At 29.0% G+C, this 13,288-nt stretch carries 14 protein-coding genes; 7 read left to right on the top strand and 7 right to left on the bottom strand.

Annotation, left to right across the window (positions count from 1 at the left end):
* The first annotated feature begins 58 nt into the window (after positions 1-58).
* From FBE87_RS03920 to murF, 6 genes are read left to right on the top strand one after another with little or no spacing between them, the layout of a single operon-like run.
* A complete protein-coding gene (locus tag FBE87_RS03920; protein WP_100621880.1) occupies positions 59-1,918 on the top strand; it encodes a flagellar assembly protein A in 1,860 nt (619 codons plus the stop codon).
* A complete protein-coding gene (gene ruvA, locus FBE87_RS03915) occupies positions 1,894-2,445 on the top strand; it encodes a Holliday junction branch migration protein RuvA (RefSeq protein ID WP_002859828.1) in 552 nt (183 codons plus the stop codon). Before FBE87_RS03920 ends, ruvA begins: the two co-directional genes overlap by 25 nt.
* A gap of 9 nt (positions 2,446-2,454) precedes the next feature.
* Positions 2,455-3,495, top strand: a complete 1,041-nt coding sequence (locus tag FBE87_RS03910; protein WP_002852516.1) for a D-alanine--D-alanine ligase — start codon at positions 2,455-2,457, stop codon at positions 3,493-3,495.
* Positions 3,496-3,554: 59 nt separating this feature from the next.
* Positions 3,555-3,770 carry a type II toxin-antitoxin system Phd/YefM family antitoxin gene (locus tag FBE87_RS03905; protein WP_002852622.1) on the top strand — a complete coding sequence of 72 codons (216 nt, stop codon included), beginning with the start codon at positions 3,555-3,557 and terminating at the stop codon, positions 3,768-3,770.
* A gap of 1 nt (position 3,771) precedes the next feature.
* Positions 3,772-4,491: an alpha/beta hydrolase gene (locus FBE87_RS03900; RefSeq protein ID WP_002852645.1), complete on the top strand. Its 720-nt coding sequence runs from the start codon at positions 3,772-3,774 to the stop codon at positions 4,489-4,491.
* Positions 4,492-5,919 carry a UDP-N-acetylmuramoyl-tripeptide--D-alanyl-D-alanine ligase gene (murF, locus tag FBE87_RS03895; RefSeq protein WP_002852462.1) on the top strand — a complete coding sequence of 476 codons (1,428 nt, stop codon included), beginning with the start codon at positions 4,492-4,494 and terminating at the stop codon, positions 5,917-5,919.
* Positions 5,920-5,976: 57 nt separating this feature from the next.
* On the opposite strand, the gene FBE87_RS03890 is transcribed toward murF, so the two are convergent.
* From FBE87_RS03890 to FBE87_RS03880, 3 genes are all read right to left on the bottom strand, one after another.
* Positions 5,977-7,278 (bottom strand): Cj0814 family flagellar-dependent secreted protein, encoded by a 1,302-nt coding sequence (locus FBE87_RS03890; RefSeq protein WP_168940541.1) that lies wholly within the window; start codon positions 7,276-7,278, stop codon positions 5,977-5,979.
* 98 nt (positions 7,279-7,376) lie between these two features.
* A complete protein-coding gene (flgS, locus tag FBE87_RS03885; protein ID WP_002852488.1) occupies positions 7,377-8,396 on the bottom strand; it encodes a fla regulon two-component system sensor histidine kinase FlgS in 1,020 nt (339 codons plus the stop codon).
* Between the two features lie 3 nt (positions 8,397-8,399).
* On the bottom strand, positions 8,400-9,278 hold the full coding sequence (locus FBE87_RS03880; protein ID WP_002852402.1) for a DUF234 domain-containing protein: 879 nt from the start codon (positions 9,276-9,278) through the stop codon (positions 8,400-8,402).
* A 35-nt stretch (positions 9,279-9,313) separates the two neighbouring features.
* On the opposite strand from FBE87_RS03880, the gene FBE87_RS03875 reads away from it, so the two are divergent.
* Entirely contained in the window at positions 9,314-10,588 is a 1,275-nt protein-coding gene (locus FBE87_RS03875) for an aminotransferase class V-fold PLP-dependent enzyme (RefSeq protein WP_002864147.1), read from the top strand.
* On the opposite strand, the gene purU is transcribed toward FBE87_RS03875, so the two are convergent.
* Genes purU through FBE87_RS03855 form a run of 4 tightly spaced genes read right to left on the bottom strand, consistent with a single transcriptional unit; the run spans position 10,585 to position 13,229 of the window.
* Positions 10,585-11,409 carry a formyltetrahydrofolate deformylase gene (purU, locus tag FBE87_RS03870; protein ID WP_002852510.1) on the bottom strand — a complete coding sequence of 275 codons (825 nt, stop codon included), beginning with the start codon at positions 11,407-11,409 and terminating at the stop codon, positions 10,585-10,587. The genes FBE87_RS03875 and purU overlap by 4 nt on opposite strands.
* Positions 11,406-12,524: a CCA tRNA nucleotidyltransferase gene (locus tag FBE87_RS03865; protein WP_002868507.1), complete on the bottom strand. Its 1,119-nt coding sequence runs from the start codon at positions 12,522-12,524 to the stop codon at positions 11,406-11,408. Before FBE87_RS03865 ends, purU begins: the two co-directional genes overlap by 4 nt.
* Positions 12,493-12,984, bottom strand: coding sequence for a 2-oxoglutarate:acceptor oxidoreductase (locus FBE87_RS03860; protein ID WP_100621870.1), 492 nt, complete (start codon positions 12,982-12,984; stop codon positions 12,493-12,495). Before FBE87_RS03860 ends, FBE87_RS03865 begins: the two co-directional genes overlap by 32 nt.
* A complete protein-coding gene (locus tag FBE87_RS03855) occupies positions 12,981-13,229 on the bottom strand; it encodes a tetratricopeptide repeat protein (RefSeq protein ID WP_002859818.1) in 249 nt (82 codons plus the stop codon). The genes FBE87_RS03860 and FBE87_RS03855 overlap by 4 nt, the downstream gene beginning before the upstream one ends.
* Positions 13,230-13,288 lie beyond the last annotated feature (59 nt).

The following is a 13,288-nucleotide window of genomic DNA, read 5'->3' as shown; positions in this document are numbered from 1 at the left end:
TAAAATTGATTAAACATTGACTATAATTACATTCTTAATTTTTTACAAGGGGAAAGTTTTGGCTTTGGATGAAAAAATTATTGCCTATACAGAAAATCCAGCTCGAGAGCTTTTAAGCGTAGCTTCACGAACAAACCTTAGCTTAAATGAGCTTGATTTTAGTTTATTGGCGTTTTCTACACAATATCGTTTTGGAGATTTAGAATGGGAAAAAATCTCTGAAAAAGAATTAACTCTTTTTGATAAAGATGAAATTTTTTTAAAAAATGATCTTCAAATCAAGCAAGAATACAAAATAGAAATTTTCCACGGTATAAACCAAAGCAAAGCATCTCAAGCAGTCAAACTAGTTGCAAATAAAAATTTAACCAAAATAGTTGCTCAAATTGATTTTACAAATTTAGACTTTCATGAAAAACTAGCACTAGAACTTTTGCAAAATATTTATAAAAAGATGTTGAAACTTAAATTTTTAATAGGTATCCGCATTTTTGATTTTAAGAAAAATTTAATGTCTTTTTGCAACCAACATAAAAACATCCCTTTAAATAAAACTATACAAATCACCGTTGCACAAGGTATTGATCCTATAGAAAGTCAAGATGAATCCCTGATCTTGACTTATAAAGAAAAAACCAAAAACTACACTATCGATGAAAAACGCTCAGGTATTATTGTTGTTGATGAAAACGAAGTTGTTTTAAAACACGCCAAATTTAAACAAGGTAAAGAAGGAAAAGACTTAAATTTACACACCTTAAAAGTTTTAGCCGCAAATGAAAATAAAGTTAAATTTTCTTGTTCTTCAGCTTTTAAACAAGTAGAGCAAGATGGATACACAGAATATATAGCCTTAAAAAAAGGTTATGTAGTACAAGATGGTGAAAAATTTGATATCGCCAATGAACTAGATTTTAATGGGGTAGATTTTAAAAATATAGGGATTATAAGAGCTGGACTAGACAAAAATGTCAAAATCAATATAAAATTTCTTTCAGAAGTAAAAGATGCTGTAAATTCTGGCGTTGGGATAGAATGTGAAGAATTAAATGTAGTCGGAAGCGTAGGAAGCAACACTCAACTTAATGCCACCAAAATGAAAATTGAAGGCACTACGCACTCTAAAGCCAAAATTCAAGCCAAACAAGCCTATATAAAAACTCATAGAGGATTTGCGGAAGCCGAAATTTTAAATATAGATTTGCTCGAAGGTGGAACAATCAAAGCCAAAGAAGTGAGAATTAAAAAAAGTTTAGGCGGAAATATACAAGCTGATAAAATCTATATAGAAAATTTAGAAAGTAATAATTCTTGTGTGTTTTTTGAAAACACCACAATAGAACGCATTAACGGGGATAACAATAAATTTCATGCTAAAATTAAAACTCTTGATAAAAATTATGATGAAGAATTTGCGATTTTAGGAGAGCAAATTTCTAAGTTAAATCATAAAATAAATAAAATAAGACAATACATTTTATCAAGCAAAAATGGAATTTTAAGCGTTGAAAAAAAGATAACAGAACTTAAAAATCAAGGTCAAAATGTTCCTGTACAATACGAAAAAGCCCTAAAAGATTTCTCTTTACAAAATCTTGAATTAAATAAACTACAAAATGAAGAAAAAGAACTTCTTGAACGCAAAAAATCTTTACAATTAGAATTAATCAATTTGCAAAAAATGCTTTTTAAAGCAACTTTTATAAATAAAAGCGGCAAATGGACTGACATGAATGAGATCAAATTTTCACTTCTAGAGCCTAAAGAAGATATTTTTTACTCTTCATTTGTTAATGAAAGTGCTAAATTTATAGGCATTAAAAAAGTCATACAAAACAACCAAGAAAGTATAGAAATACATAAAAAATTAGATTATGAAGAAAAGGATATAGCATGGTTGTCGGCATCGAAGGAATAATCACAAAAAAAGAACCTACTTTTATCATTGTTAAATGCACTAGTGGTTTAAGCTATGGGATATTTATTTCGCTTTTTTGTTCTGCTAAAATTCAAACTCAAGAAAAGCATGAGTTTTTTATCACTCAAATCATCAAAGAAGATTCTAATAAATTTTATGGCTTTTTGGATAAAGATGAACAAAAAATGTTTGAAATGCTTTTAAAAGTCAATGGAGTGGGTGCAAATACTGCTATGGCGGTATGCTCTAGTCTTGATGTAAATTCTTTTTACAAAGCGTTAAGTTTGGGCGATGAAAGCGTGCTTAAAAAAGTACCTGGCATAGGTCCAAAAAGTGCAAAACGCATTATAGTAGAACTTTCTGACACAAAAACCAAACTTGAAAATGTAAGCGATGATAAAAGCGAAGCCTTAGCCGCACTTCTTACTCTAGGCTTTAAACAAGAAAAAATCATAAGTGTTTTAGCAAGTGCTCAAGCAACAGGCACAAGCGAACTCATCAAAGAAGCTCTTAAAAAACTAGGATAAAGGAATAAAATGAAATTTGCAATACTTTTTGGCGGAAATTCTTATGAACATGAGATCAGTATAGTAAGTGCTGTAGTACTTAAAAAAGTTATCAATCAAAATTTAGAATTTATTTTTTGTGATGAAGAAAGAAGATTTTATCATATCCCAAGTGAAAAAATGAATTCTAAAACTTTTAGTACCAAAGCTTATAAAAAAGAAAAAGAACTTTTCATCAAACAAGGAGGTTTTTTTAGCAAAGGCTTTTTAAAAGAAAATAAACTAGAGTGCGAATGCGTGATCAATCTTATCCATGGTAGAGATGGAGAAGATGGAAAAATTGCGGCTTTATTTGAGTTTTATTCTATTAAATTTATAGGACCTAGGCTTGAAGCTAGTGTATTATCTTTTAACAAAGAACTTACCAAACTTTATGCCAAAAGCGTTGGAGTAAAAACACTTGATTATACCATACTAAGAAAAAATCAAAACTCTAAAGAAAAGCTTAGTTTTCCTTGCATTATCAAACCTGCAAGACTTGGAAGTAGTATAGGTATTAGTATAGTAAAAGATGAAAAAGATTTAGAATACGCCAAAGATGTAGGTTTTGAATTTGACAATGATCTTGTAGTAGAAGAATTTAAAAACAATATCAAAGAATACAATCTTGCAGGATGTATGATCAATGATGAGTTTGTTTTTTCCATTATAGAAGAGCCAAAGAAAAAAGAATTTTTAGACTTTGAACAAAAATATCTTAGCTTTTCAGGACACAATGAACTTATAGAAGCAGATTTAAGCGAAGAATTAAAAGAAAAACTCAAAGATAGCTTTAAAAAGATCTACAATCCTTTGTTTAAAGGTGCTTTAATACGCTGTGATTTTTTTATACTGGATAATGAAATATATTTAAATGAAATCAACCCAAACCCTGGTTCTTTGGCTAATTATCTTTTTAAAGATTTTAATACCACTTTAAACGCTTTAGCTGATCAAATTTCACTTGAAAAAATGATAAAAATCAATTACAACTTCCTTCACTCCATTAACGGACAAAAAGGAAAATTATAAGCTTTTAAGTCAAAATGCGCTAAATTATACATAAAATTTAGCGTATTTTAGGAAGAAAAATGCTCTCTTTTAAACAAGATGAAATTTACACTGCCACCGAAGTGGTAAGAAATTTTAGCCCCATTATGGAAAAACTCAAAAAAAGCGAAAGTGGAAAAATAGTTATTTTAAAAAATAACAAATTTGAAGCTGTAATGCTTAGTATGAAAGAATTTGAACGCTTACAAAATGCCATGCAACTTTTAGAAAATATCTACAAAAATCAAAAGGCTTAAAATGGCTCAAACTCAACTTTCTTATAAAAACAAAACTTATCAAATTTCTTATGAAATTTTAGGTGATCTTTCCTTACCGCAAATACTTATCTTACACGGCTGGGGAGCTGATAAAAAACTTATGAAACAAAGTTTTTGTCCTTTTTTGAAAGATTTTTGTCAAATTTATATGGATTTAGCAGGTTTTGGAAATTCAAGCGTGGAAGAAATTTTAAACACTCAAGATTATGCCAATATCACAGAACTTTTTTTAAAACAAAAAAAACTCAATGTCTGTTTTTTCATGGGGCATTCTTTTGGTGGAAAAGTAAGTACCCTACTCGCAAAAGAAAAAGACACCCTAATCTTACTTTCAAGTGCAGGAATTTTGGCTAAAAAATCCCTAAAAGTGCGTTTTAAAATCCGTATTTTTAAAATTTTAAAACTCTTTGGTTTGGGAAAATTTTATCGCTATTTTGCTAGTAAAGATGGAGCAAATCTTAGTCCTATAATGTATGAAACCTTTAAAAAGGTTGTTGATGAGGATTTTAGTGAAATTTTTGCCAAGCAAAAGGCTAAAAGCTTGATTTTTTGGGGAAAAAGCGATGAAGCTACGCCTTTGTATTGTGGTGAAAAAATGCATCAATTTTTAAAAAATAGTACTTTTTATCCTTTAGAGGGGGATCATTTTTTCTTTTTAAAACACTCTGCTTTCATAGCTCAAAAAATCAAGGAAATTTAAATGCTTATCAATACTCTTTATTTTATCAATTCTTTATTTTTTAATTTTTGTATAGCTTTTTATCTTATGAGTGCTTTACAATGGTATTCTTATAAATTTAAACGCGTGTTTTTTCATTATCATAAACCTTTGTGGCATTTGTATTTTTTATTTATTCCTTATTTTTTATTCTTAGCTTTTCCTTTATACTCTTTGGTATATTTTGCATTGATCCATACTCCGATTTTGTATTTTTGGAATAAAGGCATAGATAAAAAGCTTGTTTTTACAAGTAAGGTTAAATGGTTTTTTGTTTTTGTTTTTGTTTATAATGCTATTTTTACCATCCTTGCTTTGCGTTTTTCTTTTCTTTTTAATCTTTTTAGTCTTCCTTTTGCTTTATTGAGTCTTAAAATTTATGAGTTTTTTACAAATTTATATTATAAAAAACAAGCCAAAGCCAAACTAAGAGCCAATGAAAATTTAAAAATCATACTCATTACCGCAAGTTTTGGAAAAACAAGTATTAAAAATTTTTTATACGAACTTTTAAAAGATGACTTTAAAAGCTACAAAACACCACGCTCTGTCAATACCTTACTAGGTATAGTTGCTGATATCAATGCTAATTTAAGTCAAGATACTCAAATTTACATAGCTGAAGCAGGCGCTAGACTTAAAGGCGATATCGATGAAATCACGCATTTTTTACAACCTCAAATCAGCATAGTAGGAGAGATAGGCAATGCACATTTAGAGTATTTTAAAAGTGTTGAAAATATCCGCTCAACCAAACTTGAAGCCTTAAATTCCGAAAGACTAGAAAAGGCTTTTTTACACTCTAGCACCCAAAAAGAAGAAGATAAACTCATCAGCCTTTATGATGATAAATTAAGTCTTATTCATTCAAGTCTTGAAGGTTTAGAATTTAAAGTCGATATAGAAAATAAATCCTATGATTTTAAAAGTCAAATTTTAGGGGATTTTAATGCGCAAAATCTTTGTGTTTGTATACTTTGTGCTCATTATCTTGGCATAAAACTAGAAAAAATTCAAAAGCAAGTTTTAAATATAAATTCCGTAGAACATCGCTTGCAAGTGCTTTCAAGAGAGCCTAAATTTATCATAGATGATGGTTTTAATGGAAATTTTAAAGGTATGAGCACAAGCTATAAACTTTGTAAAAGCTATAAAGGACGCAAAGTTTTAGTAAGTCCTGGTATAGTAGAAGTAAGCGAAGAAGAAAATATAAAACTTGCCAAAATCATCAATGAGTGTTTTGATCTTGCTATCATTAGTGCACAAATCAATGCTGAAATTTTCAAAAAAGAGTTAAAAATAAAAACCATTATACTTAAAGAAAAGAGTCAACTAGTTCAAACTCTAGCTAAAGAAACAAAACACGGAGATTTGATACTCTTTTCAAACGATGCACCTAGCTTTATGTGATTTGCATAAGTATTTGCAAATGTCATCATTTTTAATTTGACTTCGTGCAAATACTTCCTAAACCCTAGTTTGCCCCATAAGATTATTTAATCTATCCATTATAGATCCAACATAAGAATTGATACTTTCACTGCTTGCTTTCCAACCATTAGCTTTTACTTGATTAAATTCTCTATCAAACCAAGCTCCACCATAACCTATGCTTGTATTTTGCCAAGCAACCCCTTTATCCATTGCATATATATCTGCATCAAGCCAACCCTCTTGTGCATAGCCTTTTAACAAACTTGCAAAATCAACTTTACCTGTCATAATGTCATCTAAAGAAGCTAAAGAGCCATCAAAGCTTTCTTTAGCCATAGCTTCAGCATAAGACTTAGCTATAGGATTTAATGTTGCACTACCTTCTCTTGGCGATACACCCGTTGATTTTAAAAAACTCATAAACAAAGCTTCTTTAGAATAACTTCCATCTTCATTTTGTGGATAAACTGACATATCAGGATTAAAAGTATCTATTGCAGTGTCTTTATCTAAATTTTGAGTTTGCATACTTTGCGGAGTGAAATTTAATGGTTGTAAGCCTATATTAATATGTCCAAACATTCCTAATTGTTCTGCTTCATTATATTGCTCTTGTGTATTATAATAGTTTGTTATTGTTAGCTTGTCATAATTTTTCGGCATAATACCTATAGTTTTATCAGATGATAATTCACTAATTCCCTTAGGCATAGAATTTATATCTGCTTCACTAAAACTTGTTTTATCATTTGGAAAGCTTTGACCTAGAGCATTAGAAAAAAGATTATAATATTGTTTTATAGTATTTGCTATATCTATATTAGAATAATAACTGCTTACGCCTAAGTATTCTTTTGTACTTGAAACAACAGGATCATTTTCGGCAGCTTTTTTAATCTCATCCAAAGTAGATTTATGTATCTTAAAATCTTCAGGAAGTCCCGCAGCTTTATTAAAATCACTTCCCATATAACCATCTTTATCTACACTATAACCATAGGCTGTATTAGTGTTTAAATCAGCTTGTTTGTATTTTAGAGTATAAATAGAGTTTTTAAATTCACTAGATATATCATAATTAGGAGAACTTGTCTTACTACTTATACTAAAATTAGTATTATTGCTAGTATTTGTTGTATTAGTAGAATTTAATGCTTCACTTCTTGCTAGAGTTTGTGAATTTGCATTTTGAATTTCATTTAACTTACTAGCATTTTGTTTTAAAAAAGCATTAGCAAAACTTATTTTAGAATTTTCTTTACTTTCTTTATTAGCTTTTGCTTGTGAAAGTATAGAATTATAGTTTGAATTATCATTGATACTAAAGATACTCATATTAATTCCTTGATTTAGATTTTTCTGCCTTCAACCTAAATATATTAAAATAATATAAGCAAAATTTGTTCCGTTTTGGGGTGAAAAGAAAATATTTATCACACCAAAGGTAAGGTAAAATAAAAATTCTTAGGATCACTTTGAAAACTTAACTCTCCCTTATGAGCGTTTATGATTTCTTTAGAAAGAGACAAGCCAAGTCCATTGCCTTTAAGTTTTGTTGTTTTAAAAGCTTCAAAAACCAATTTCTCATCTTTTATTTCACAACCATTATCATACACTCTGATGCATATTTTTTCATTATCATAACTTGCTAAAATTTTAATCATAGGCTTTTCACATTCGCTTTCTTCTATCGCATCAATAGCATTATAAATCAAATTTTGCAAAACCAAACCAAGAAGAGCTTTATCAGCACAAATCTGCTTATCCAAAAAAGATATTTCAAAGTCTATTTGAGAAGTGAAATTATAAGAGTTAATGGCACTTTCACACTCTTCTTTTAACTCTAAAAGATTAAAATTTAAAGCATTGATGTGTACACCCTTAGTAAAAAGTAGAGTTGAATTTACGATACGCTCCACTCTAGCAATAGCCTTTTGGATTTCAAGAACTATATGCTTATTTTTAAGCTCACTACGAGCAAAAAGGGTTGAAGCAAGTAAAGATATAGATCCAATAGGATTTCTTATCTCATGTGCCAAATGAGCCGCTACACTACCCATGCTTGCAAGCCTTTCATTGCGTTTTTCATCGCTAATATCTGTAGCTGAAACTATAGTTTTTTCATTATGCGCTATGATTTTTACCGCATAAAACCTACCTTCAAATTCAAGCTCATCACGAATTTTATCAAGACTAATGATACTAAGTAATTTTGGATTTTTCAAGGCTTCTTGATTTTGTAAAATAATATTTTTTTCTTTATCTAAAATCCAAAGCGCACTAGGCAACACCTCTATAATCTCATCAACCATTGCGCGTAAGGAGTTATAGTTTTCATTTAAAGTTTTGTATTCATTTTCTATTACATAAGTTTGTTCTATAAGACTTTCTAAGCCTTTTTGTAGGGTTTCTTTTTCATTTGAGTCTAAACTTTTTAAAATACTTTCATTCATTTATCATTCCTCTAATAAAATCTTAAAATCATTCAAATCAAGTAAAAGCAAATTCTGTTCACATATTTTATCAATTTCCTTGCTAAAACCATTTTTTGAGATTATAATGTAATAATTTGGAGCCAAATTTAAAGACTTTGCTTTTGATTTTAAAAGATTTAAAATATTTTTACAAATTTTTTTATTTTTAAATTTAACTTCTCCGACAAAACACAAATTTTCATCTTGATAATAAAGATCAAGTTCTAAATTCTTATCCCAGTAACTTTGCACTCCATTGATATTGAATTTTTTCTCAAGTAATTCTCTAGAAAGCTGTTCAAAACAAAAACTTTGATAAAGTTCAAATTTTTCCTTAATACATTCTAAAACTTCTTTATAACGATTTTGCAAAATAAGCTTTTCATTGGGCTTTAAAAAATAAAAAAAGAAACGAGTAAAATGGTTGCTAAATATAATCTTATCTTGGACAACATAAGATCTTAGTTCTTTTTTGATTTTTTGTCTTTTATCTTTTATTTTTTTAGCTTCCTTACTATACTCAAGTTTTATTATACCTGTTTCTAAAAGATATTTAAGTGTAGATAAAGCTTTAAAATGCTGAATTTTTCTATTGATAGAAAAACGCTTGCGATTGTTTTTAGCTAGTAAAGTAAGAGCGTAAGAACTTGTTTCATCCAAGGCGAAATAACTTTTAATTTTTAGATAATCATCAAGCAAAATTCGCTCTATATTTGTAAATACATCGTCTTCAAAATTTAAAATGTTTAATTTTTCAAAACCTTCAAACACACTATAAAAATCAAAAAGCTTACTTAAAGACAAATTCTTATGCAAATCTACAAAGTTCTTAAATTTTATATTTTTCCTTTTATAAAGCATTTTTATAGTATAATTTTAGCAAATTTTTATAAGGATTGTATTTGCAAATTTCAGATTTAAAAAAAGAATTGATCTTAAAAAAAGGTATTTTGCATTTTGACTTCACAGCAAGTGCTTTAGCTCTAAAATGTGTAGAAAAAGAAATTTTAAAAATTCTCCCAACCTATGCAAACACACATTCTGATAGCTCTTTGAATTCTTTTAAAACTCAACAAACTTACGAACAAGCAAGAAAAGATATAAAAAAAAGTTTATCATTAGATGAAAATTTTGCCCTTATAGCTTGCGGAACAGGATCAAGCAGTGCTATTAAAAAATTTCAAGAATTGATCGGCATTTACATTCCCCCTCTTGTAAAAGAAAGATATTTTACGCAAATTGATAAAAATACCTTACCTTTAGTTATCGTAGGGCCTTATGAGCATCATTCTAATGAACTTTCATTTCGAGAAGGCTTGTGCGAATGTATTAGAATTCCCTTGGATAAAAATGGAGAAATTGATTTTGATTTTCTAGAAAAAACTTTACAAAAAAACAAAAAAAGAAAAATAATCGCTAGCTTTTCTTTAGCTTCAAATGTTACTGGGATATTAAGTGATTACAAACGCATTTCTGAAATGGTTCGTAAATTTAAAGGGATAGTTGCTTTTGATGCATCTAGTTTCATTCCCTATAAAAACATATCTTGTCAATACTATGATGCGTTGTTTATAAGTTCTCATAAATTAATCGGTGGTATTGGCGGTTCTGGACTTTTAGCCATCAAAAAAGATCTTTGTGGAAACAAACCTAGCTTTGCCGCAGGTGGAACTGTGGGCTATGTTTCTCGCACTTCACAATGCTACCTTTGCAATGAAGAAGCTTTAGAAGAAGGAGGAACACCTGGAATTTTACAACTCATTCGCGCTAGCTTAGCTTTTAAAATCAAAGATTCTATAGGGGTTAAAAATATAGAAAAAAAAGAAGAAATTTTAAAAGATTATTTTTTTGAAAAACTAAAAACTATACCTAATTTAATTTTATACGCAAAGAATTTAAAAACCCGATTGCCTATTTTTGCTTTCAATATCAAAGGAATTTCTCCTTTTGATATCGCTTACGAACTTAGTAAAAAATACCACATAGAAACACGCGCTGGATGTGCTTGTGCTGGGCCTTATGGTCATGATTTGCTAGGCTTAAAAGATAATCAAAAACTTAAAACAAAACCAGGTTGGTTAAGAATAAGCTTGCATTATACGCATGAAAAAGAGGATATTGATTATTTTTTTAATGCTTTAAATAAAACTATAGTAAAATTATCGCATTAAAATATTATAGTTTTATTATTATGTATAAAAATTCTATCTTCAAAAGCCAAATCAAGTGCTTTTGAAAGAACATCTTTTTCTATATTTCTACCTGCTTGTTGCATATCTTGCCAAGTAAATTCATGGTTTACAGGCGAAACAGCTTGAGTGATAATAGGACCTTCATCAAGATTATTATTTACAAAATGTGCCGTAGCTCCAATTATTTTAACCCCTCTTTCAAAGGCTTGTTTATAAGGATTTGCTCCTATAAATGCAGGTAAGAAAGAATGGTGAATATTTATAATCTTGCCTTCAAAATGCCTAACAAAATCAGGAGATAAAATTCTCATATATTTTGCCAAAACCAAATAATCAAATTTATATTGTTCAAGACATTTTAAAATCTGATTTTCTTGCTCTTTACGATCTAAATTTTCAGCGCTGATAAAATGATAAGGAATTTCAAATTTCTCAACTAAATCCTTTAAAGAGTTGTGATTTGAAATCACAGCTTTGATATTTGCTTCAAGTTCGTTACTATAATGCTTTATTAGCAAATCTCCCAAACAATGACTTTCTTTAGTAGCAAAAACAACAATATCTTTTTTTCTCTTCTCGCAAAGCTCTATCAAGGCTTCTTGTCCAAGCATAGCCTCAAGCGTTCCTATAAAAGCTTCTTTATCAAACTCACCTTCTAAAAGAGCACGAAAAAAAAACATTCCTTCACCTACAAATTCATCGTTTTTTACTATATTGATATGATATTTAAAAATAACATCAGAAATTCTATAAATTAAACCTTTTTGATCTTTGGTGCAAATTTTTAATACAGAAATCATTTAGCTAAACCTTTTATATATTCTTTTAATTCATTCTCTCTTGCTTCTTGAAGCTTTAAACCAAGAATTTTACCACAAAATCCAGCATTTATGAAATCTTTTGCTAAAATTTTACTTTCAAACTTATTCTCATAAAGCCCTAATCTTTTAGCTTGCTCAATACGCTTTTTACTCCAAAGTCCAAGCCATTCCTTCAAAGGCATTTCAAAAGCAATTTTTGCTAGTTCAAAATCACTTATATCATCAAGATAAAAAGCTTGATTTGCGTATTTTAGGTATTCTTTTTTAAGTTTAGTTCTTTTAAAAAATATATCTTTTTCTAAATTAAAAAAATTCAAATACAAATACAAGAATAAAGCATCGCTTTTTACAAATTCTCTACTTTGTCTGAGTAAATTTTGAAATTCCGAACTCTTAAAAACACTCTCAAAGCCGAAAACCTGTTTCTCTAAGCCAAGTTCTTGTAAATATCTATAGCCAACATCAAGTCTAGGACTTTTAAAGAATTTACAAAGCTCCGCATTGATCCTATCTTTGCTAAGATCAGTTATATCCATACTTTGCATCAATTTCAAGCTTTCACTAGTTATCTTAAAGTTAAACCTTGAGGCAAATACTACTGCTCTTAATACCCTTAAACTATCCTCTTGAAAGCTTTGTTTATCAATATGCCTTAAAAAGCCTACTCCTAGATCTTTTAATCCTCCATAAAAATCTAAAAACTCATCGTTAAAAAGATTAATCATCATAGAATTTATGGTAAAATCGCGTCTTTTGGCGCCAAGTTTTTCATCATTGCAAATTTGAACTTCAAAACCTTTATGTCCATAGCTTATTTTATTTTCGGTTCTAGCAAGAGCTAAATCATAATTTTTAAACTTATATACAAAAAAACTTTTTCCAAAGCCTTGTGCGCCCAATTTTTGCATAATCTTTTCAAAATCTTTAGGTTTTATATCATAAAGCTCTATATCATAGTCGCAAATTTTTAAACCTAAAAACAAATCCCTAACGCTACCTCCAACCAAATACGCTCGTTTGGTATAAGGCTTTAAAAACTCAGCGATAAACTGTAAATCGGGATTATTTTTTAAGCTTATCTTCGATATTTGCAAGCAAAAACTCTAAAAAATTTATGGTCAAGTTTAACCTATTTTCAAGATCATCTTTTTTTATGCTATTTAAACCTTCAAAAAGAACTAAAATTCTCTCTCTAAGATGTTTTAAAAAAATATCCTCATTAAGCGTTTGAACCTCTGTCATAACACTAGGATTTAAAATTTCATTTTGTAAAAAAGGCTCTTCTTTTTTAAACTCTTTATTTTCCTGAGTAGAAATTTCAATATTATTTTGTATTTTTTGCTCTTCTTCAAATTTTGCCATAGAAATTTTATCTTCTAAGTCTTGCGGAGTATCAAGCTCTTCGCATGCAAACTCCATAGGTGGTAATTCATCTTTTATTTCAGTTTTTCTATTTAATTCTTGTTCTTTTAAAATTTCATTTTGTCTTCTTTGCTCTTCCATGATAGAGCTAACTTCGCTAATGGTTTTTTTAGCTAAATCTTCCAAATTCATATTTTTATCAACCACCTTTTAAATTCATTAATTTCTTCATCGCTTTTCATATTAATAAAAAAATCCAACATTTGAGTGTTTAAGTCTTTATGCTTGGATCTAAAACCACTAAGACGACGAACCGCATCGATAGCGTTTTGATTATCCGGATCTTCTTTTAAGATATTTTTATAAATTTCTAAAGCTTCGTCTTTTAACCCTTGAGCCTCATAGATAGAAGCTTCAGTGACTGTATTTTTCATCACTGTTTCCTAAAATTTTTCTTTAATTCTAGCAAAAAGCTTTTTAATTTATCTTTAAGAAA

This window comes from Campylobacter sp. CFSAN093246 (assembly GCF_012889415.1).
Classification (GTDB): Bacteria; Campylobacterota; Campylobacteria; order Campylobacterales; family Campylobacteraceae; genus Campylobacter_D; species Campylobacter_D jejuni.
Note: the sequence above shows the minus strand (reverse complement) of the source record. Positions and strands in the feature narration are given on the sequence as shown.